The sequence below is a fragment of the Burkholderia sp. AU15512 genome, from assembly GCF_002223325.1.
Lineage (GTDB): Bacteria > Pseudomonadota > Gammaproteobacteria > Burkholderiales > Burkholderiaceae > Burkholderia.
Window position 1 is genome coordinate 729,077 of record NZ_NKEX01000004.1, and the last position, 20,673, is coordinate 749,749.

The 20,673-nt window shown below is 68.4% G+C and carries 21 protein-coding genes; 10 read left to right on the forward strand and 11 right to left on the reverse strand.

The window, feature by feature from the left end; genetic code table 11:
- Positions 1 to 8: 8 nt before the first annotated feature.
- Positions 9 to 923, reverse strand: coding sequence for an ABC transporter ATP-binding protein (locus CFB43_RS16015; RefSeq protein WP_089495714.1), 915 nt, complete (start codon positions 921 to 923; stop codon positions 9 to 11).
- Positions 920 to 2,044, reverse strand: coding sequence for an MlaE family ABC transporter permease (locus CFB43_RS16020; protein WP_089495715.1), 1,125 nt, complete (start codon positions 2,042 to 2,044; stop codon positions 920 to 922). The genes CFB43_RS16015 and CFB43_RS16020 overlap by 4 nt, the downstream gene beginning before the upstream one ends.
- Positions 2,045 to 2,401: 357 nt before the next feature.
- On the opposite strand from CFB43_RS16020, the gene CFB43_RS16025 reads away from it, so the two are divergent.
- The 3 genes from CFB43_RS16025 to CFB43_RS16035 all read left to right on the forward strand — a co-directional run bounded on the left by CFB43_RS16025 (position 2,402) and on the right by CFB43_RS16035 (position 6,088).
- Complete coding sequence (locus CFB43_RS16025; protein WP_089495716.1) at positions 2,402 to 4,471, forward strand: bifunctional 2',3'-cyclic-nucleotide 2'-phosphodiesterase/3'-nucleotidase; 2,070 nt, start codon at positions 2,402 to 2,404, stop codon at positions 4,469 to 4,471.
- Between the two features lie 8 nt (positions 4,472 to 4,479).
- Positions 4,480 to 5,325 carry a tetratricopeptide repeat protein gene (locus tag CFB43_RS16030; RefSeq protein ID WP_089495717.1) on the forward strand — a complete coding sequence of 282 codons (846 nt, stop codon included), beginning with the start codon at positions 4,480 to 4,482 and terminating at the stop codon, positions 5,323 to 5,325.
- 214 nt (positions 5,326 to 5,539) lie between these two features.
- Positions 5,540 to 6,088: a hypothetical protein gene (locus CFB43_RS16035; RefSeq protein ID WP_089495718.1), complete on the forward strand. Its 549-nt coding sequence runs from the start codon at positions 5,540 to 5,542 to the stop codon at positions 6,086 to 6,088.
- Between the two features lie 77 nt (positions 6,089 to 6,165).
- Here the strand turns inward: CFB43_RS16035 and CFB43_RS16040 are convergent, their stop codons facing one another.
- The 3 genes from CFB43_RS16040 to CFB43_RS16050 are packed head-to-tail and all read right to left on the reverse strand — an operon-like array spanning position 6,166 to position 7,802.
- Positions 6,166 to 6,537: an OmpA family protein gene (locus CFB43_RS16040; protein WP_179254839.1), complete on the reverse strand. Its 372-nt coding sequence runs from the start codon at positions 6,535 to 6,537 to the stop codon at positions 6,166 to 6,168.
- Between the two features lie 49 nt (positions 6,538 to 6,586).
- Positions 6,587 to 7,261 carry a M35 family metallo-endopeptidase gene (locus CFB43_RS16045; RefSeq protein WP_179254840.1) on the reverse strand — a complete coding sequence of 225 codons (675 nt, stop codon included), beginning with the start codon at positions 7,259 to 7,261 and terminating at the stop codon, positions 6,587 to 6,589.
- The gene (locus CFB43_RS16050) at positions 7,248 to 7,802 is read right to left on the reverse strand and encodes a hypothetical protein (RefSeq protein WP_089495721.1); all 555 of its coding nucleotides are present in this window, start codon (positions 7,800 to 7,802) and stop codon (positions 7,248 to 7,250) included. The genes CFB43_RS16045 and CFB43_RS16050 overlap by 14 nt, the downstream gene beginning before the upstream one ends.
- A gap of 432 nt (positions 7,803 to 8,234) precedes the next feature.
- On the opposite strand from CFB43_RS16050, the gene CFB43_RS16055 reads away from it, so the two are divergent.
- The 3 genes from CFB43_RS16055 (at position 8,235) to CFB43_RS16065 (ending at position 10,401) form a co-directional block, all read left to right on the forward strand.
- Positions 8,235 to 9,155 carry a biotin--[acetyl-CoA-carboxylase] ligase gene (locus CFB43_RS16055; RefSeq protein WP_069248972.1) on the forward strand — a complete coding sequence of 307 codons (921 nt, stop codon included), beginning with the start codon at positions 8,235 to 8,237 and terminating at the stop codon, positions 9,153 to 9,155.
- The gene (locus CFB43_RS16060) at positions 9,152 to 9,952 is read left to right on the forward strand and encodes a type III pantothenate kinase (RefSeq protein WP_089495722.1); all 801 of its coding nucleotides are present in this window, start codon (positions 9,152 to 9,154) and stop codon (positions 9,950 to 9,952) included. Before CFB43_RS16055 ends, CFB43_RS16060 begins: the two co-directional genes overlap by 4 nt.
- Positions 9,953 to 10,158: 206 nt before the next feature.
- Positions 10,159 to 10,401 carry a hypothetical protein gene (locus CFB43_RS16065; RefSeq protein WP_089426666.1) on the forward strand — a complete coding sequence of 81 codons (243 nt, stop codon included), beginning with the start codon at positions 10,159 to 10,161 and terminating at the stop codon, positions 10,399 to 10,401.
- Positions 10,402 to 10,417: 16 nt separating this feature from the next.
- On the opposite strand, the gene rfaE2 is transcribed toward CFB43_RS16065, so the two are convergent.
- From rfaE2 to CFB43_RS16095, 6 genes are all read right to left on the reverse strand, one after another.
- Positions 10,418 to 10,903 carry a D-glycero-beta-D-manno-heptose 1-phosphate adenylyltransferase gene (gene rfaE2, locus CFB43_RS16070; RefSeq protein ID WP_089426432.1) on the reverse strand — a complete coding sequence of 162 codons (486 nt, stop codon included), beginning with the start codon at positions 10,901 to 10,903 and terminating at the stop codon, positions 10,418 to 10,420.
- A gap of 150 nt (positions 10,904 to 11,053) precedes the next feature.
- Positions 11,054 to 11,932: a diiron oxygenase gene (locus tag CFB43_RS16075; RefSeq protein ID WP_011353352.1), complete on the reverse strand. Its 879-nt coding sequence runs from the start codon at positions 11,930 to 11,932 to the stop codon at positions 11,054 to 11,056.
- 464 nt (positions 11,933 to 12,396) lie between these two features.
- Positions 12,397 to 13,623, reverse strand: a complete 1,227-nt coding sequence (locus tag CFB43_RS16080; RefSeq protein WP_089495723.1) for a patatin-like phospholipase family protein — start codon at positions 13,621 to 13,623, stop codon at positions 12,397 to 12,399.
- Positions 13,624 to 13,647: 24 nt separating this feature from the next.
- Complete coding sequence (locus CFB43_RS16085; protein WP_089495724.1) at positions 13,648 to 14,409, reverse strand: PhaM family polyhydroxyalkanoate granule multifunctional regulatory protein; 762 nt, start codon at positions 14,407 to 14,409, stop codon at positions 13,648 to 13,650.
- A gap of 88 nt (positions 14,410 to 14,497) precedes the next feature.
- On the reverse strand, positions 14,498 to 15,325 hold the full coding sequence (locus CFB43_RS16090; RefSeq protein ID WP_089495725.1) for an enoyl-CoA hydratase/isomerase family protein: 828 nt from the start codon (positions 15,323 to 15,325) through the stop codon (positions 14,498 to 14,500).
- Positions 15,326 to 15,462: 137 nt separating this feature from the next.
- The gene (locus tag CFB43_RS16095; RefSeq protein WP_089495726.1) at positions 15,463 to 16,455 is read right to left on the reverse strand and encodes a fumarylacetoacetate hydrolase family protein; all 993 of its coding nucleotides are present in this window, start codon (positions 16,453 to 16,455) and stop codon (positions 15,463 to 15,465) included.
- 155 nt (positions 16,456 to 16,610) lie between these two features.
- On the opposite strand from CFB43_RS16095, the gene CFB43_RS16100 reads away from it, so the two are divergent.
- From CFB43_RS16100 to CFB43_RS16120, 4 genes are all read left to right on the forward strand, one after another.
- Positions 16,611 to 17,477, forward strand: coding sequence for an IclR family transcriptional regulator (locus tag CFB43_RS16100; RefSeq protein ID WP_179254841.1), 867 nt, complete (start codon positions 16,611 to 16,613; stop codon positions 17,475 to 17,477).
- A 126-nt stretch (positions 17,478 to 17,603) separates the two neighbouring features.
- Positions 17,604 to 18,884, forward strand: a complete 1,281-nt coding sequence (locus tag CFB43_RS16105; RefSeq protein ID WP_089495728.1) for a DUF3108 domain-containing protein — start codon at positions 17,604 to 17,606, stop codon at positions 18,882 to 18,884.
- A 254-nt stretch (positions 18,885 to 19,138) separates the two neighbouring features.
- Positions 19,139 to 19,396, forward strand: coding sequence for a BTH_I0359 family protein (locus CFB43_RS16115; RefSeq protein WP_006477667.1), 258 nt, complete (start codon positions 19,139 to 19,141; stop codon positions 19,394 to 19,396).
- A 201-nt stretch (positions 19,397 to 19,597) separates the two neighbouring features.
- Positions 19,598 to 20,665, forward strand: a complete 1,068-nt coding sequence (locus tag CFB43_RS16120; protein WP_089495898.1) for a homocysteine S-methyltransferase family protein — start codon at positions 19,598 to 19,600, stop codon at positions 20,663 to 20,665.
- Positions 20,666 to 20,673 lie beyond the last annotated feature (8 nt).

Below are 20,673 nucleotides of genomic sequence, written 5' to 3' on the forward strand. Positions count from 1 at the left end.
CTTCGTGCCTACAGCTCGACGCTCGACAGCGCCGGTTCGAGGGCCGCCTTCGGCAGCTTCGCGCGCCGCTCGGGCGGCAGCGCCTGCAATGCGCGGCGCCCGCGCAGCCCCAGGAAATATTCGTGGATGAACGGATGGTCGACGTTCGCGGCCTCCTCGACCGGCGCGGCGACCAGCACCTTGCGGTCGGCCAGCACCGCGACGCGCGTCGACAGCGCGACCATCGTGTCGAGATCGTGCGTCACCATCACGACGGTCAGCCCGAGCGTGCGGTGCAGCGTCGCGATCAGCTCGACGAATTCGTCCGACGCCTGCGGATCGAGGCCGGCCGTCGGCTCGTCGAGGAACAGCAGCTCGGGCTCGAGCGCGATCGCGCGCGCGATGCCCACCCGCTTGACCATCCCGCCCGACAGCGCGGCCGGCATCTTCGACGCGTGCTTGCACGGCAGCCCGACCATCTCGAGCTTCAGCATCACGATGTCGTGCAGCAGGTCCGGCGGCACGCGGCCGAGCTCGCGCAGCGGCTGCGCGACGTTGTCGAACACCGTCATCGACGAGAACAGCGCGCCCTGCTGGAAGAGCATCCCGGAGCGCGTGCGCATCATCCGCGCGCTCGCGTCGTCGATCGTCGCGGTATCTTCGCCGAATACCTTGATCGTGCCCGACGTCGGCCGCTCGAGGCCGAGGATCTGCCGCACGAGCGTGGTCTTGCCGGAGCCCGAGCCGCCGACGATCGACACGATCTCGCCGCGCCGCACGTCGAAGTCGAGCTTCTGGTGGATGATGTTACGCCCGTAGCGCTTGGTCAGATTGCGCACCTCGATCACGAGGTCGCCGCCGTCGGCCGCCGCGGCCGGCCCGTTGCCGACCGACCCGGCGCCGATGGCCGCGGCGTGCGCGGTCGTTTCGTTCGATGCGTTCATCCGAGCCCCACGTTCTGGAACAGGATCGCGAACACCGCGTCGGCGAGGATCACGACCGTGATCGACGTCACGACCGACGTGGTCGTGCCTTCGCCGAGGCTCTGCGAATTCGCCTTGATCCGGAAGCCGAAATGGCAGGCGACCAGCGCGATCAGCATGCCGAACACGACGCCCTTGCCGACCCCGATGTACAGGTTCGCGATCGGCACGACGCCCGGCAGCGAGCGCACGAAATAGTTGACGTCGATGCCGAGCACGAGCTTCGCGGCGAGCGCGCCGCCCGTCAGCGCGATGATGTTGGTCCACATCACGAGCAGCGGCATCGCGACGCCGAGCGCGAGCACGCGCGGCAGGATCAGCCGCAGCCCGTGCGGGATGCCCATCACGCGCATCGCGTCGAGCTCCTCGGTCACGCGCATCACGCCGATCTGCGCGGTGATTGCCGAGCCCGAGCGGCCGGCGACGAGAATCGCCGACAGCACCGGGCCGAGCTCGCGGATCACCGACAGCCCGAGGATGTTCACGATGTAGCGGTTCGCGCCGAACATCTGCAGTTGCTGCGCGGACAGGTAGCTGAGCACGATGCCGATCAGGAACGCGACGAGCGCGGTGATCGGCAGCGCCTGCGCGCCGGCGCTGTAGATGTTCGCCGAGGTCTCCTTCCACGGCATCGTCTTCGGGCGACGCAGCACCGACAATGCATCGAGGATCACGAGGCCGAACATCGCGATACCGCCCTTCAGGTGTTCGCCGAACGCGAACAGCATGAAGCCGAAGCGCGTGATCGGGCCGAAGCGCACCACGCGCTCGGGCGCCTCGCGCGCGCTGTCGAGCCGCTCGATGCGCTCGAAGATCGTGCGCTGCGTGGCGCTCAGCGCGACGCCGGCCGGCAGCTTGCGGCCCCACACGCGCCACAGCGCCTGGCCGCCGACATGGTCGAGCCGCTCGATGCCGGACAGATCCCATTCGCTCACGCGCCCGGACGCGATGCTCGCGATACGGCGCGCCACCGCGCCGCGATTGCGTGCCAGCGCGAGCGCGGTCCACTGGCCGGTCAGGCGCACCGTCTGGCCCTGGCCGCCGGCGTCGACCGACAGGCCGGGAGGAGTCTCGAAGTCCAAGGGCGGATTGTTTGCAAAAAGGTGACAGCGGCCATTGTAGCGAACCGCCCGACGACGCGACGTGAGGATTTCCGTCGGGGCGCGCAGCCCGGGCGGCAAGCGTGGGGGCAGCGTAGCTGCGGGCGGCGAGCTCGGCGCGCGCGGCGGGGGCGCCGGGGCGCCGAGCCGGGGGGCCGGTCGGAACCGGCCCGAAGCCGTCGCCGGCCACGGCCCGCTGCCGACGTCGCAACCTTTCATTGTTCCGTCACGATTCCTTTCGATACTCTCACGCGCCGCACATCAGGCCGTCGGCGCCCCGCGCCGCCAATCGTTGCGACTCTCGCCTTTCATAAAACAGAACACCGAACAGGACAACCGATGCGTCTCCCCCTGCTTTCCCGCCGCCGCATGCCGGCCATCGCCGCGCTCGCCAGCCTCGCCTTCATCCTCGCCGCCTGCGGCGGCGACGACGTCACCTCGCCGCCCGCGACGCCGCCGGCGGCCCAGGCGCCCGTCGGCACGACGGCCACGCTCGCGTTGCTCGAGACGACCGACCTGCACACCAACGTGCTGTCGTATGACTATTTCAAGCTCGCCGCCGACAATTCGCTCGGCTTCGAGCGCGTGTCGACGCTGATCGCGCAAGCGCGCGCGCAGTATCCGAACACGCTGCTGCTCGACAACGGCGACACGATCCAGGGCACCGCGCTGTCGGACTACCAGGCGCTCGTGAAACCGGTCGGCTGCGACCAGACGCTCGCGATCTACAAGGTGATGAACGCCGCGAAATTCGACGGCGGCGGGATCGGCAACCACGAATTCAACTACGGGCTGCCGTACCTGTCGCAGGTGACCGGCAACACGTTCGAGGTCGACGGCCTGCCGGCGCCGGCTCAGCAGAAGAAGTGCGCGGGCCCGAACTTCCCGCAGGTGCTCGCGAACGTGATCAGCGCGAAGACCAACGCGCCGCTGTTCACGCCGTACACGATCCTGACCCGCACCGTGACCGCGACGACGCCGGACGGCAAGACGGTCAGCGCGCCCGTGAAGATCGGCATCATCGGCTTCACGCCGCCCGCGATCATGAACTGGGACAAGCGCTGGCTCGACGGCAAGGTCTACACGACCGGCCTGAAGGAAGCCGCCGAGAAGTACATTCCGGAGATGCGCGCGAAGGGCGCCGATCTCGTCGTCGCGATCTCGCACGGCGGCCTCGACAATTCCGCGTATTCGCCGACGATGGAGAACGGCAGCTGGTGGCTGTCGAAGGTGACCGGCATCGACGCGATGCTGATCGGCCACTCGCACCAGGTGTTCCCGGACGCGAACAGCACCGTGTCGCAGTTCAACCTGCCGGGCGTCGACAAGGTCAAGGGCACCGTCAACGGCGTGCCGACCGTGATGGCCAACTACTGGGGCAAGCACCTCGGCGTGATCAAGCTCGGCCTGAAGTTCGACGGCAAGACGTGGAGCGTCGACAAGTCGCAGACCACCGTCGAGGCGCGGCCGATCCAGAACGCCGACAAGAGCTACGTCGCGGCCGATCCGTCCGTGTCCGCCGCGATCGCCGCCGAGCACCAGGCGACGATCGACTACGTGAAGACGCCGATCGGCTCGACCGACTACCGGATGAACTCGTACTTCGCCGATGTCGGCGATCCGGGCGCGATCCAGATCGTCAACGAGGCGCAGGCCGACTACGTGAAGACCTACGTGCAGGCGAACCTGCCGCAATACGCGTCGCTGCCGGTGCTGTCGGTCAGCGCGCCGTTCAAGAGCGGCTTCGGCGGCGGCACCGACTACACCGACGTCGCGCCGGGCGCGCTCGCGATCAACAACGCGGCCGACCTCTATCTGTACCCGAACACCGTGTACGCGGTGAAGGTGAGCGGCGCCGACGTGAAGAACTGGCTCGAAACGGCCGCGAAGCGCTTCAACCGGATCGACCCGACCAAGGCGACCGTGCAACCGCTCGTCAGCACGTTCCCCGGCTACAACTTCGACATGTTCACGTCGGCCGATCTCGCGTATGAGATCGACGTCACGCAGCCGGTCGGCAGCCGGATCAAGAACCTGACCTACAAGGGTGCGGCGATCGACCCGAACGCGCAGTTCATCGTCGCGACCAACAACTACCGCGCGAGCGGCGGCGGCAACTTCCCGGGCCTCGACGGCAGCAAGACGATCTTCGCGTCGCCCGACGCGAACCGCGACGTGCTGATCGCGTTCGTCAAGAAGCGCGGCGCCATCACGCGCGCAGCCGACGGCGCGCAGCGCAGCTGGCGCTTCACGAAGCTCGCGAGCTCGGTCGCGCACGTGCAGTTCGCGTCCGCGCCGAACCGCCTCGGCGACGCGGCGGCGGCCGGCCTGACCGGCATCACGCAGGTCGCGGCCGACGACGGCTCGGGCAAGAACCTCGCCACTTACGAAATCGACCTCACGCAATGAGACCCGCGATGCAACCGATCCGGACGATGCGGCCGGCCGAAACCGGCCTCGCCGCCGCCGCGCGGCGCCTGCTGCGCGCGAAACTCCCGCCGGCCGCGCTGCTCGCGGCGGCGGCCGTGACCGTCGCGGCCGTCGTCGCGGCAGCCGGCCTGCGCGGCGCCGGCCCCGCGCCGAGCGCCGCGCAGCTCGACGAGTGGCAGGCGATGGTCACGCAGGCCACCGAGCCGCATGCGCTCGCGCAGTTGCGCACGCTGGCGCGCCGCGGCTCGGGCGACGCGCAGGCGGCGCTCGGGATCGCGCTCGTCGACGCGCGCGAACCGGGCTTGCGCGACGAGGGGCGCGGCTGGCTGGAAACGGCCGCGGCGGCAGACAGCAAGGCCGACGCGCCGGCCGCCCGGCGTGCGCAGCTCGCGCTCGGCAAGGCGTTGCTGCTCGGCAGCAGCGACATGCCGAAGGACTACGCACGCGCCCGCACGCTGCTCGGCGAAGCGGCCGCGCAGGGCGACCCGGCCGCCGCGTATTACCTCGGGCTGATCTATCGCAGCGGCTACGGCGTCGCCGCCGATCCCGTGCAGGCCGCGCACTGGTTCGACGTCGCGTCGCGCGCGGACATCCCGGCCGCGGACTTCATGCTCGCGAACGCGTACCGCGAAGGCAGCGGCGTGCCGCGCGACGAGGCGCGCGCGCTGGCGCTATATCGCCGCGCCGCCGAGCACGAACTGCCGGAAGCCGTGCAGACGCTCGCGATGGCCTATCGCAACGGCGAACTCGGGCTCAAGCCCGACGCGGACGCGTTCCACGCGCAGTGGATCGAGACCGCGCATGCGCTGAAGCACCCGGTCGTCGCGCCGTAACGGTTCGTCCGCACGCACCGGCATCCCACCGGCTGCATGACGCGCATGCCCCGACGCACCGCGCATCGATCACCCGGCAACGGAATCGATCGCGGCGCGTCCGGGCTCGCGCGCCGGTTGCATTGCCGCCCTCCGGCTGCGCCACGTCGACCGTTCGACACGCGGCAATGCATTAACATGCAGCCTCACAATAAAACCTGAGAGAACTGCATCCATGTCCCATCGCCTTTCCAGGCTTGGTGCCGCTGCCGTCGGCGCCGTCGCCCTCGTCATTGCCGGCGCACCGCTCACCGCACGCGCCGCGCCGCCCGCCCAGCCCGACATCTTCAACGCCGCGCTTTGCAAGCCGCCGTTCACGTCGGACCTGATGGACTCGATCTACAACATCGCCAAGGCGGCCGATCCGAAGCCGGACGAATCGATGCTGGGCGCCGCGGTCTATCGCCTGCCGGAGCCGATCCACCGCGACGGCTTCACGACGCAGCAGGTCGTGTTCGTCAGTACCGGGATCGGCGTGCTCGTCGACGGCGAAGTCGCCGACCAGCTCGCGAAGCGCTACCAGCTCGCCCTCGAGAAGGGCCACCTGCTGGGCGCGTCGTCCGTCGGCTATTCGCGCCGGCTGACGGTCCGTGGCCCGGGCGGCGCGCTGATCCTCGTGTCGGCCCGCCAGGGCCCCGCGCTGAAGGGCAAGACGCTGCTGGCCTGCGAGATGACGTCGGAGGAGGACATCAAGGCGCTGGAGCGGATGGAGATGCGGCGCTGAGGAGGTGAGGCGCTGGCGCGACGCAACGCAACGCAACGCCACACCGGGGATATCTCGCATGCGAATACCGTGCGTCGTTACTTCTGCTCCGGCAGGACCGTACCGCACGGATTCTCGCAACCTTCCGATGAACACGCTGGAATAAACTCTATCTCTATCTGATTGCGTTTACTCGACGGAACAACGGAGTTGCTTCGCCAGATTTTAGAGTCCATGTGAATCCGATCTTTTGCTACGCCGAGATCGAGCAGATACGCTCGGACAGCATTGGCCCGAGTACGGGCGATCGAAATTGCGTCGCGCTCACGCTCGTCGGCATATCCGTAGATCACGACGGGACCATTGTTGGCCGCACTGTTCCGAACGGTCACCAACAAGCTGGCGAGCGCAATCCGGTCAGCATTCGAAATGGCCACGACGCCGAGGTCGAGCTTACTTGCGTATTGCAAGGAAAAGCTGCAAGCAAACAGGACGCTTGAAGCACAAAGCCCCACAAGGCTAATCGATGCACAAGATATACCACGCAATATTGTCCGCATTCCTGATCGCCATTGTCGGGACCTCTTTGGCGAGCCGCCTGCTGAGAAATTGTCCATAGGTGTTCTTGTAGTCAATCGCTCCGAATGTATCCCGAAAATGCACACACTCGTGAACAATGGTCAGTTGCATCGAGGAAAACGTACCCGCACTCGTATCCGGAAGCTCACAGAACTTCGGGGAAATCGATATCGTGTGCGTGGCGGTATCGGGGCCGCAAACGTGCGCAACTTCGCCGTCTAGATTTTTGGTATTTGGCGTACAGCCGAGAGCCCGATCAAGGTCGGGATCGGAGCGAACGAAATTCCTTGCCGTCAATCCGTTCATGACTGTGATCAACGCCACCAATCCGTTCGTCAGCGCATCGCGAGTGGGCTCGTCGGCGACCCCGAACCACTCTCTGACTCTCGCCCGCGCAGGCTCTCTCCAGACATCGAGTTCGTCGACTCTCTGCGTGATTATTTTTACGGCATCGTCGCGCAATGTCAGGACTTTCTTCCGAAATTCCGCATCGGTCATGTTTTTACAGATGGGCGGCCCGTCGACTGCCAGTAAAAGCTCAACCTTCGAACCACGCGTCGTATTCGTTATGGCCGAGTCATGCACGGTCACGTATTCGTAGTCATCGTGCGGCATGGCCATGCTCCACTATTTCAATTCGCAGTTTCTCCGAATGACGAGTCGCTACGCGCTGTGTGTGCCCGGCACGATCAGTCATACCGCTGAAGACCTGGCCGGAACTGGTATGTATTCGATAAGGCACACATACCAAGGGCTGCCCCGTCTTCTCGTTTTTCAATACATACTGCTCGTCGCATTCCACCCCAGAGACCGGCGAGTGAGAATGATCGTCTCCCAGTTCTTTCGGCTCAGTCGCCCCGTCACCGACCCGCATCCTCATGCCCCGCTCGGCATAGAACACAGGCGGCGGACTGCACCCGCATGCATTGATATCCCCACTCAACGCCCATCCCTGACCATTCGGCGCCCTGCCGGGCAAGCGCGGGCCTTTCGGCGCGACAAACCCCACCTGCTCGCAAGCCGTACAGTAAGTTTTCATGTAGAGCGTGGCGATCTGCACACGCGGCGGCGGATTGGAACACGTGACGCATTCCAATCCCTCGGTGATCGTCGCGCTGCCGCCCCGATCGCCCTTGGCGAGGAAATAGCGGATCATGCGGCGTCACCTCGGCTCATCGCGCCCGAGCAACGCTCATCCGCGAAAGTACCGGGCCCCGCCCCTCCGCCAACGGTCAACGAAGACTCGCTTAACCATTTCTCGCCACCATTCATCCGGATTCCCTCTCGTCGCTATCAGCGCAATCTCATCCCACCAAAATGCACGATCGGCACCGGGAAATCCATCATACGAATTCGAACTTCTGACCGATCGATATCGGTCGGCGATGTTTCGTCAATTGATCGACCGGAATGTCGGTGCGGCATTTCTTCCGGCTCGCATGCCCATGACTACCTGAACGTAACTTCCTTCGATTCGGCACGAGCACATACGCGCGAAGCGTCGGATACCAATTGGCCCCTGTCCCGGGGAAATGACTATTACCCCGCCCGACGCGCGCCACCGCCCCCTGTCGCTACAATAGGCGCCATGAACGCCCCCACCTCCTCCGACACGCCCGATTCCGGCGACGCGCACATCGCGCGCAACCGGCTCGAGGCGCACCTGGACGCCGCGCCGCGTGCGTGGCCGCTCGACATCGTCGCCGCCACCGGCTCGACCAACGCCGACGTCGCCACCCGGCTCAAGGCGCTGCCGCGCAACGCGAACGCGCTGCCCGCGCCGCTCGTGCGCGTCGCGTTCGAGCAGACGGCCGGCCGCGGCCGGCAGGGCCGCCCGTGGTTCGCGCAGCCCGGCAATGCGCTGCTGTGCTCGGTCGGCTGCATCGTGCCGCGCCCCGTCGAAGCACTCGGCGGCCTCAGCATCGCGATCGGCGTCGCGCTCGCCGAAGGGCTGGCCGCGCTGCCGCTCGACGCCCATACACGCGTCGCGCTCAAATGGCCGAACGACCTGCTGCTGACCGCTACCGACGACGGCACGCCGCGCATCGTCGGCAAGCTCGCCGGGATCCTGATCGAAACCGCGTGGACCAGCGCCGACGCCACCGCCGTCGTGATCGGCTTTGGCATCAACGTGCGCGGCGCGGAGGCCGTCGCCGCGCAGGTCGACGCGCTGCGCGCGCGCGAAGCGACGCTCGCGAGCGGGCTGCCGCCCGCCGCGCTGTCGATCGCGTGCGCATCGGCCAACCTCACCGATACGCTCGCCGCTTCGCTGAACGCACTCACGCCCGCGCTCGCGCAGTTCGGCGCCGAAGGGCTCGCGCCGTTCCTGCCGCGCTGGCACGCGCTGCACGCGTACGCGGGGCGCGAAGTCGTGCTGCTCGAACAGGGCGTCGAACGCGTGCGCGGCATCGCGACGGGCATCGACGCGACCGGCCAGCTGCTGCTCGATACGCCGGACGGCGTGCAGGCGATCGCCGCCGGCGACGTGTCGCTGCGCGAAGCGCAATGAACGAGCCGCACCTGCTGATCGACGCCGGCAACAGCCGGATCAAGTGGGCGCTCGCCGATGCGCAGCGCACGCTCGTCGAGACGGGCGCGTTCGGCCACACCCGCGACGGCGGCGCCGATCCCGACTGGTCGGCCCTGCCGCGTCCGCGCGGCGCGTGGATCTCGAACGTCGCGGGCGCCGACGTGGCCGCGCGGCTCGACGCGCTGCTCGACGCACGCTGGCCGGCCCTGCCGCGCACGACGATACGCGCGCGGCAGACGCAATGCGGCGTGACGAACGGCTATACGACGCCCGACCAGCTCGGCAGCGACCGCTGGGCCGGCCTGATCGGCGCGCACGCGGCGTTTCCGGGCGAGCACCTGCTGATCGCGACGTTCGGCACCGCGACGACGCTCGAGGCGCTGCGCGCGGACGGCCGCTTCACGGGCGGGCTGATCGCACCGGGCTGGGCGCTGATGATGCGCGCGCTCGGCACGCACACCGCGCAGTTGCCGACGCTGACCACCGACATCGCGAGCGGCCTGCTCGCCGGCGCACCAGCCGAACCGTTCCAGGTCGATACGCCGCGCTCGCTGTCGGCCGGCTGCCTGTATGCGCAGGCCGGGCTGATCGAACGCGCGTGGCGCGATCTCGCGGATGCCTGGCAGGCACCCGTGCGGCTCGTGCTGGCCGGCGGCGCGGCGGACGACGTCGCGCGTGCGCTGACGCTCCCGCATACGCGGCACGATGCCCTGATCCTGTCCGGGCTGGCGCTGATCGCCGCGGAAGCAGCAACCACCACGCCGACGCAGGCGTGACGGAAAAGCGCCGGCATCGCGCCGGCGCACGGCAACGCGAGCCCGTGCGGGCCTGCGTCACGATGACGGTGAAGCACCGGCGGCGCCGTGCTGGCCGCCCGCGCGCACGGTCAACGGCAGGAATGGGAAGGAATGAAATCGCCGGCGATGCGGCCGGCCCGATTGAATGACGTGAACCACGTCAATGACGACGAGGAGTGTCGACGATGCTGCGCTGGCTGATCGCTGTTCTCTTTCTCGCCAACATGCTCGCGTTCGTGGTGGCGCGCGGCGTGTTCGGGCCGCTGCCGGCGGCCGGCCCGCGCGAACCCGGCGTGCTGGCGCGACAGGTGCGGCCCGATGCGCTGCGCGTGACGCCGCTCGCACGGGCCACCGACCAGCCCGTCATCGGCGGCCCGATCGCGCCGCCGTCCGTCACGGCCGAGCCGCTCGCCGCGTCCGCGCCCTGACGGCGCCGGGCCGCGCTCACGACTGCTGCGCGCGCACCTTCTTCAGCAACGCGGTGGTCGAGCGATCGTGCTCGAACGGAATCGCCAGCGCCCGGCCACCCCAGCCACGCACCAGCGCCGATTCCGGCAACGCATCCATGTCGTAGTCGCCGCCCTTCACGAGGATGTCCGGCCGGACCGCCTCGATCAGCGACACCGGCGTCTTTTCCTCGAACGTCACGACCCAGTCGACGCTTTCTAGCGCCGCGAGCAGTGCCGCGCGGTCTTCCTGGCGATTGATCGGCCGGTCGTCGCCCTTGCCGAGCATGCGTACCGATGCGTCGCTGTTCACGCCGACGATCAGGCATGCGCCGAGCGCCTTCGCGTCGGCGAGATAGGTGACGTGGCCGCGATGCAGGATGTCGAACACGCCGTTGGTGAACACGACGGGCGACGGCAGCGACGCGCGCAGGGCGACGAGGGCATCACGAGTGATCAGCTTGCGTTCGAAGGTGGCGGACATGATGGAGGTCGGACGAAGTGGGCAACGGCGCGCGCGGCGGCGGCGCCAGATAAAAAGCCCGCCGGACTGACCGGGCGGGCTTCATGCAACGGGTACGACATCGCGCAACGCGGCCGGCGCGATTCACGCCGGCTGCGGCGCCAACCGGCCTCAGGCCGGCTGGGCGGCCGACGACGGGCCGCTTTCGGCCTGCAGGCGGCCGGTGACCTCCTTGCGGTAGCGGTTCAGCTCCTGCGCGGTCGCGAACGTGCGCTCGAACAGGATCGACAGGTTGTGCAGGATCCGCTCGACGACCTTCTTTTCCCACTCGCCGTCGAACCGGATCTGCTCGTCGAGCCAGCGCTCGAGCCATTCCGGATCGGGCAGGCGCGACTGCACGGTGTCGCGCGGGAACAGCGCCTGGTTCACGTGCAGGTTGGTCGGGTGCAACGGCTTTTCGGTGCGACGCGCCGACGCCATCAGCACGCCGATCTTCGCGAATGCCGCACGCGCGACGTCGCCGCAGTTGTTCAGCGCTTTCTTCATGTAGCGCAGGTACGCGCCGCCGTGGCGCGCTTCATCGCGCGAGATCGTTTCGTAGATCTGCTTGATGACCGGCTCGGTGTGCCAGTCGGCCGCGCAACGGTACCAGTGGTTCAGGCGGATCTCGCCGCAGAAGTGCAGCATCAGCGTCTCGAGCGGCGGCGCCGGGTCGAACTGGAAGCGCACCGCGTGCAGTTCCTCTTCGGTCGGCACCATTTCCGGCTTGAAGCGGCGCAGGTATTCCATCAGCACGAGCGAATGCTTCTGCTCTTCGAAGAACCACACGCTCATGAACGCGGAAAAGTCGCTGTCGTGCTGGTTGTCGCGCAGGAACATTTCCGTCGCGGGCAGCGCCGACCATTCGGTGATCGCGTTCATCTTGATCGTCTTCGCCTGCTCGTCGGTGAGCAGCGACGCGTCAAACTTGTCCCACGGAATGTCCTTCTCCATGTCCCAGCGGACGGCTTCGAGCGATCGGTAAAGTTCCGGATAAAGCATCGTGTTCATGATGGTCCCACCCCTGTTCTGCGCAATGCGACTTCTCTAAACGTGACTGTTGCCGCGCAAGCACGCCCGAGCGCGCCTTTTGCAGCCAAGACTCTAATTTTACGCGGGAAACCGGCCAGCCGGACGGTGATTCCTCGTCCGGCAGCCGGGCGGCCGCGCCGCCGCCGTTGCGGCATGCCGCAGCCACGCTCCGCGAACGGAACCGGCTGCACGCCTGCCTGAGTGGGGGGCCGGCGCTGGCCGGCTCGTTGCGCGCCCGTCCCCTGCCCCAGGCGGTTCCCCGAAAGGTCCCGTGCGGATGCCGGATCGGCGGGCTGCTCGATATGGTGTATACGGCGGCGGCCATGATATCACGCGTGCATGACGGTTCCGAGACGCCTGCCCGGTCGTGCGCCGCCCATCGGTGCGGCGATCGGTCGCGGCCGAACGTCGCGAAAACGCAACCTTACATTGCTCTGCAAGCATCAGACCCGTATTTCTCCGGTCGCGAGGCCATCTTCCGGCGGCATGCGGGCGGCCGGCGCGCTGCCGCCGTCCGCTCGCGCGATCCAGCCGGCCAGCGTGTCGCGCTGCGCACGCCCGTCGCGGTAGCCGAGCTCGATCAGTTCGCGCGTGAACGCCTCCTCGAACAGCAGGTAGCTCGCAAACGACGCGCCGGCCGGCTGGCTGCCGCCGATCGCGCCGAGCAGCCCGCGCATCGTCGCCGGCATCTGCTTCAGGTGCTTCGCGGCGATCAGCTCGATGCGCTCGGACGGCGCGATCGCGAGCACGTCGACGTGCCGCCAGCCGCTGTCCATCTCGACCTGGTGCGGCAGGTGCTCGATCATCCGGTTGATGTGCTCGATGCGCTCGATGTCCGAGCCGATCGAATCGAGGAACACGCTCGCGAGCACCTGCTGGCCGATCTGTGCGGGCGTCGGGTAGCCGCGCACCAGCCCGTGGCCGTTCGCGGCCGGAATCTCGGGCCGCGGGTCGGCCGCGCCGATGACGACGATCCGGTCCGCGCCGAAGTGGATCGCCGGCGACAGCGGCGCGATCTGCCGGATCGAGCCGTCGCCGAAGTATTCGATCTGCCCGTCGAGCACGAGCGGCACGGCCGGGAATACGAACGGAATCGCCGACGACGCGAGCAGGTGCGACGCCGACAGGTCGACCAGCCGCGCGGTGCGCTGCGCGCGCCGCCACGCCTGGATCGGCTGGGCGGCCTGGTAGAACGTGAGGTGCCGCCCGCTCGAATAGCTGAGCGCCGTCACCGCGAGCGCATGCAGCAGGCGCGCCTCGAGCATCTGCTCGATCCGGTGAAAACTCAGCTCGCGCTGCAGCAGGTGCGCGAGCGGCGCGTTGTCGAGCAACCCGCGCGGCGAACGGCGGGCCGCCCAGCCGAAGGTCATCGTCGCCAGCCAGCGTGCACCGGCGCCCGCGATGCCGAGCCAGTCGGTGCGATACACGTAGTCGGCGCGTAGCGGCTCCCAGAATTCGAGCAGGCGCCGCACGCCGTGGGAAAAGTCGTCCGCGTGGCTCGCGATCGACGTCGCGTTGATCGCGCCGGCCGACGAGCCGCACACGACCGCGAACGGCAGCGTGTGCCGCAGCGGATCGGCCTCGCGCGCGATCTCGGCCAGCGCCTTCAGCACGCCGACCTGATAGGCGGCACGTGCGCCGCCTCCCATCAGCACGAGCGCGAGCCGCATGATCGACCTGCTACCTGCGCCGCGTCACGTCGAGCGCTTCGGCGGACGGGTTTCGGGCGACGATGCGGCGGCCGCGCGCGCCGCGGCCGAACCGGCCGCACCGGCTGATTTCGCGCGCTTCGCGGCAGGCTTGCGCGGCGCGGCGGCGGCCGGTGCCGGCTTCGCGGCCGGCTCCGGCGCAGCGGGCGCGTCCGGCGGCGCATCGCCCGACGCGGCGGGCTGCATGCCCGGCTGCGCCATCGCGAGGCTCGCGAGCTGGTTGAACTGCGACTGCAGCAGGTTCCACCAGCCCGACGGGTCGAACGCCTGCTGCGCGGCGTCGCCCGACGCTGCCGCCGACGCGTCGGCATCCGGTGCCGGCGGCGCATCGTTCGACGCCCCCGACGCGTGTTTCGCCGCATGCGCGGCCGCGACGGCCGCTTCCTCGGCGGCCGACATCGAACTCTGCGCGAACGCGCCGAACGCACGCAGCGTCGCGAGCGTCGCGCGCTGCACCTCGAGCGCCTGGATCGCGGACTGCAGCATCCCGAGGTTGAGCTTCAGCCACTGCTCGACCGCGCGCAGATCGGTGATCCGCTTGTCGAGCTCCTCGACGCTCGTGAGCGGCGCCATCATGTCGGACATGCTCGACAGCGACGGCGGCAGCCCTTGCGTGGCGCCCGGGAACGACGTCATCCCGCCGAACGGCGACATCCGCATCATGTCCCACATCCGGTCCATCATGTCGGCGGGCTTGAAGCCGGCAAAGCCGGCGAAAGGGTTGGAGCCGGAGGCATCGGTCGTCATACGGGCATCCTGGTTGACTGGGTGAGAGCGAGGCGGCCGCCATGCGTCGCGCGAGCCGCGCCTGGATCGATCATAGCGCCGGCGCGTGTCAGAACGGCGCGTCGCCGGGAAACTCGGGCGGCCGCCGCTCGCGCAGCGAGCGAATGCCTTCCTGCACGTCGGGCCCCGAAAAACCCATGAATTCGAGCGCCAGCGACGTATCGAAGGTCGGCCCGGCCGTGCGCAGCCAGTTGTTCAATGCGTACTTGGTCCAGCGGATCGCCGACTGCGAACCGTGCGCGAGCCGCTCGGCCACTTCGTAGGCCTTCGGCAGCAGGTCGGCCGGCTCGACCGCGAGCGACACCAGCCCGATCCGCTCGGCCTCCTCGCCGCTCACCGGCTCGCACAGCATCAGGTAGTACTTCGCCTTCGCCATCCCGCACAGCAGCGGCCACACGATCGCCGCGTGGTCGCCGGCCGCGACGCCGAGCCGCGTGTGGCCGTCGATGATGCGCGCATCCTTCGCGGCGATCGAGATATCGGCGAGCAGCCCGGCGACGAGCCCCGCGCCGACGGCCGGGCCATGCATCGCCGACACGATCGGCTTGCTGCAGTTGATCACGTTGTAGACGAGGTCGCGCGCCTCGCGCCACACGCGGGCGCGCACGTCGAAGTCGTTCGCCATGTCCTCGACGAGCGCGAGGTCACCGCCCGCGGAGAAGCCCTTGCCTTCGCCGCGGATCACCGCGACGCGCGTGTCGGGATCGCGGTCGATATCGCGCCAGATGTCGGCGAGCTCGCGATGCATGCGTGCGTTCGCGGTCGCGAGGCCGCTGCGGTTCGCGCCCTCGCCGCTCATCACGATGTCGAGCACGCCATGGTCGCGGCGCGTCACCTTCAGTGCTTCGTAACCGCCGTACGCGGCGAGATCGGCCATGCGCTGCTCCTTGCTCGAGGCTTTCGCGCCCCTGAATCGAGTGTAGCCAAGCCCGCGCGGGCAAACATCAGGCGAAACCCGGCGCGCGGGCCGGGCCCGGGTTTCGCGAAAGCGCAGCGCTGCGTGCGCCGCGCGACTTACGCCGCGCCGTCGGGCGGTGCGACCGACTGCTCGATCGCGCCGAAGATCGACTTGCCGGCCGTGTCGAACATCTCGATGCGCACGGTGTCGCCGTAGCGCATGAATTCCGTCTGCGGCGCGCCGTGCTCGATCGTCTCGAGGCAGCGCTTCTCGGCGATGCAGCAGTAGCCGCGCTTCGCGTCCTTGTTCGACACCGTGCCCGAGCCGACGATCGAGCCGGCGCGCAGGTTGCGCGTCTTCGCCGCGTGCGCGATCAGCTGGCCGAAGTGGAACACCATGTCGGTGCCGGCATCGGGCTGGCCGACCTTCTTGCCGTTCCAGTGGACGATCATCGGCCGGTGCACGCGGCCTTCGCGCCATTCGTCGCCGAGCTCGTCGGGCGTCACGGCGACCGGCGCGAACGCGGTGGCCGGCTTGCTCTGGACGAAGCCGAAGCCCTTCGCGAGCTCGGCCGGGATCAGGTTGCGCAGCGACACGTCGTTCACCAGCGTGACGAGCCGCACGGCCTTCAGCGCTTCGTCGGGCGTCGCGCTCATCCGCACGTCGCCGGTGATCACCGCGACTTCCGCCTCGAAATCGATGCCCCATTCCTCGGACGGGCACACGACGTCGTCGCGAGCGCCAAGGAAATCGTCGCTGCCGCCCTGGTACATCAGCGGATCGGTCCAGAATTCGGGCGGCATCTCCGCGCCGCGCGCGCGGCGCACGAGCTCGACGTGGTTCACGTACGCGGAGCCGTCGGCCCACTGGAACGCGCGCGGCAGCGGCGCCATGCAGTTGGCCGGATCGAACGCGAACGCATTGCGCGCGCGGCCGTGGTTCAGTGCGTCGTACAGGTCGCGCAGCTGCGGCGCGTAGAACGCCCAGTCGTCGAGGACGCGCTGCAGCGTCGGCGCGATCGCGTCGGCGATCGCCGCGGTGTGCAGGTCGCGCGACACGACGATCAGCTGGCCGTCGCGCGTGCCGTCCTTCAGCGAAGCAAGTTTCATAAGGGGACTCTGGCGTTGTAGTGACGATGGAGGGAATCTATTTTACGATGGTGAATCCCTGCGGCGCGCTGCGATCGTGCGTGCCGTTTTCGCCCCGATTCTTCGGCCCGGTTTTCCAGTCCGACTCCTGCCGCGTTTTCGCGCACCTGCCACCCATGCCTGCCAGCCCGCTTCCCGACGACGATCTCGCCGACTCCGACACCGACGACGCCGCTTCCGGCGAGCACGGCGAGAAGGTCCGTTCCGGCATCCAGTCGATCGAGGTCGGCTTCCGCCTGCTCGACGTGCTGACGAGCGAGCCGCGCGCGATGATGCTGCGCGACCTCGCGCAGCGCGCGGGCATGAGTCCCGCGAAGGCGCACCGCTACCTGGTCAGCTTCTCGCGGCTCGGCGTGGTGTCGCAGGATCCCGTCTCCGGCCGCTACGAACTCGGCGGCTTCGCGCTGCAGATGGGGCTCGCGCGGCTCGCGCGCGTCGACGGCGTGAAGCTCGCGCGGATCGCGCTGACCGAATTCCGCGACCGGCTCGACCAGACGGTCGGCATCGCCGTGTGGGGCAACCAGGGGCCGACGATCGTGCACTGGATGGAATCGAGCCACCCGGCGAAGGCGTCGCTGAAGCTCGGCGACGTGATGCCGCTGCTCGGCTCCGCGACGGGGCTGTTGTTCGCCGCGTACCTGCCGCGCAGCAAGACCGCCGCGATGCTCGAGCGCGAACTCGCCGATACGCGCCGCTCGCCGCACCACGGCGGCCCGCGCACGCTCGACGAGGTCGACGCGGTGCTCGCCGACGTGCGCCGGCACGAGGCCGCGCGCGTCGAGGGGATGCTGCTGCCGACGATCCACGCGTTCTGCATGCCCGTGTTCGATGCGGTCGGCGAACTCGCGCTCGCGATCGTCGCGCTCGGCCAGGAAGGCTCGTTCGACATTGCATGGGGCGGCGAGATCGACACCGCGCTGCGCGCCTGCGCGCAGAAACTGTCTTACGAACTCGGCTATAGTGCCGACGCGCGCGACGCCTGACGCATCCGGTAACCGCCCCCGGCACCTGCCCGTCACGCAGCGCGAACGTGCGGCGCATTCGACAGTCCGATTCCTGTGGCGCGCGCTGCGCGCCCGAGCTCACGCGAACGCCCCGATCCTGTCCCGATGCCCATGCAGCCTGCCGACACCCGCCCGAGTCACGCGTTGCCCCGCCACTGGCTGCGCGTGGGCATTGCGCTCGTGATCGTGCTGGTGCTGCATGCGCTCGCCGCGTTCTGGCTGATGCGCAACCGCGATTCGTTCACGCCGCCGCCAGCCGCCGAAGTCCCCGTGCAGATCGAGCTGCTGAAACCGCAACCGATCGAGCGCCAGCCTGCGCCGCCTGCGCCGCAGCCGGTCGAGCAGCCGGCCGCGCCCGCGCCGGCGGCCCCGAAGGCCGCCGCACCGAAACCCGCGCCTGAGCCGGTCCTCACGTCGACGCAAACGGCCGAGCACGGCGAGCCGCCGGCCGCCGCAGCAGCAGCGAGTGGTGTGCCTGCCGCATCGGGCGCGCATGCCGCGTCGGCTGCCGGCGCCGCCAGCACCGCGACTCCGGGCCCCGCGACGAACGGCGTGAAGTTCAACGCGCCGCCGTCCGGCGACCTGCAGTACGACACGTTCTACAACGGCATGCAGAACATGATCGGCACGATCCACTGGCGCACCGACGGGCACACCTACGACCTGTCGGTGTCGATGCCCGTGCCGTTCGTCGGCCCGTTCACCTACCGCAGCGAAGGCCGCATCGACGCGTTCGGCGTCGCGCCCGAGCGCTACGTCGAGAAGCGCGGCAAGCGGCCGGAAGACATCGCGATCTTCAACCGCGAGATCCGGCAGGTCGTGTTCACGCGCACGCCGAACAACGCGCCGCTGCCCGACGGCGTGCAGGACCGCTTCAGCATGCTGATGCAACTGTCGGGGCTCGTGCGCGGCAATCCGTCCGCGTACAAGCCGGGCGTCACGCAGCAGTTCTTCGTGATCGACAACAACAGCGGCGAAACCTGGCCGATCACCGTGATCGGCGACGAGCAGGTGCAGACGCAGGCCGGCATCATCGGCGCGCGGCACTTCATGCGCCTGCCGCGACGCGACGGCGACACGCGCCGCATCGACATGTGGCTCGCGCCGTCGCTCGGCTGGCTACCGGCGCGGCTCGTGCAGACCGAACCGAACGGCGCGCAGATCGAGCTGTTGTGGCATGGCCGGCTCGCGGCGCCGGGCGTACCGTCCGACGACGCACCCGCAGGCGGCGCACCGCATGCGCCCGCCGGTACGCCGACGCCAGACGCATCAACCGCTCCCGCCGCGGAACCAGCACAACCCGCACCGCCGGCCGCCGTGCAACCGCCGGCACAACCGGCTGCACCGCCCGCGCCCTCGCCTGTCACATCGCCTGTCACACAGTGAACTCGCGCGCACATGCACGCGATTCGGCAATTTCGACCGATTACAGATTTCCGTGAAATGGCCGATGACACTCTTTAACAACTATTTCAGTCCACCGGCAGACAATGGGAAACGTTTCATAGACATCGGCTTCTAACCGATACACCCCATGCAGACGGGAACGGGGTGTGCAGCGCAAGCCCCTTGAAACCGGCAAGGCTCGCCCCACCTAGGGGACAACAAGGCCAGATGCCACTGCGAAGAGGAGTGCCGCCATGCAAATGATCTACAACAGCCCCAACTACTGCGTCGTCGAATTCGCGCCGCAGGCCGGCCACCACCTGATGAATGCCGGCGGATATGAAATCGTCGACAAGAACGCGCAGCGCGAAATCTTCATCGACGGCGAACTTGCCGAACGATTCCGCGCGCACGTGAAGCAGTTGATCGAGGATGAACCGTCGCTCGATGAAGTCGACGAATTCCTCGGACAATTCGACAGCCTGATGATGATGCCCGTCGTACTGCACTGACGGCCCGCGGCCCGGCGCCTCGTGCGGCCGGGCCATTCGCCGCGCATCGATGCGGCGCCGCGAGCACTCCGATCCTGCCCCCGCCCGGTTCGCCGGCGGGGGTTTTCATTTGGCGGCCCGGCCGGCGCGGCGCGAGGCCGGGCGGCGCCCATGCGCACCGGCTACAATGACGGCTTTCCCGTCTTCGCCGGTCTTTCGCCCATGTCTGCGACTCCTCTCGCCGCTTCCGTCCCGCTCGACGCGTCCTACACGCGCGGCGCCGCTCTGCCTGCGCTGCTCAAATCGCGCATCCTGATCCTCGACGGCGCGATGGGCACGATGATCCAGCGCTACAAGCTCGACGAAGCCGCGTATCGCGGCGAGCGCTTCAAGGATTTCCCGCGCGACATCAAGGGCAACAACGAGCTGCTGTCGATCACGCAGCCGCAGATCATCCGCGAGATCCACGACCAGTACTTCGCGGCCGGCGCCGACATCGTCGAGACCAACACGTTCGGCGCGACGACCGTCGCGCAGGCCGACTACGAGATGGAAGATCTCGTCGTCGAGATGAACATCGCCTCGGCGAAGCTCGCGCGCGAAGCGGCCGAGCAATACGCGACGCCCGACAAACCGCGCTTCGTCGCGGGCGCGATCGGGCCGACGCCGAAGACGGCCAGCATCTCGCCGGACGTCAACGATCCGGGCGCACGCAACGTCACGTTCGACGAACTGCGCGCGTCGTACTACCAGCAGGCGAAGGCGCTGCTCGACGGCGGCGTCGACCTGTTCCTCGTCGAGACGATCTTCGACACGCTGAACGCGAAGGCCGCGCTGTTCGCACTCGACGAGCTGTTCGAGGACACCGGCGAGCGCCTGCCGATCATGATCTCGGGCACCGTCACCGATGCGTCGGGCCGGATCCTGTCGGGCCAGACGGTCGAGGCGTTCTGGAATTCGCTGCGTCATGCGAAGCCGCTCACGTTCGGCCTGAACTGCGCGCTCGGCGCGGCGCTGATGCGCCCGTACATCGCCGAGCTCGCGAAGCTGTGCGACACGTACGTGTCGTGCTATCCGAACGCGGGCCTGCCGAACCCGATGGCCGAGACGGGCTTCGACGAAACGCCGGACGTCACGTCGGGCCTCCTGAAGGAATTCGCGCAAGCCGGGCTCGTGAACCTCGCGGGCGGCTGCTGCGGCACGACGCCCGAACACATCGCCGAGATCGCGAAGGCGCTCGCCGACGTGAAGCCGCGCCGCTGGCCGAACCAGTACAGCGACAACGCCTGACCCGACCG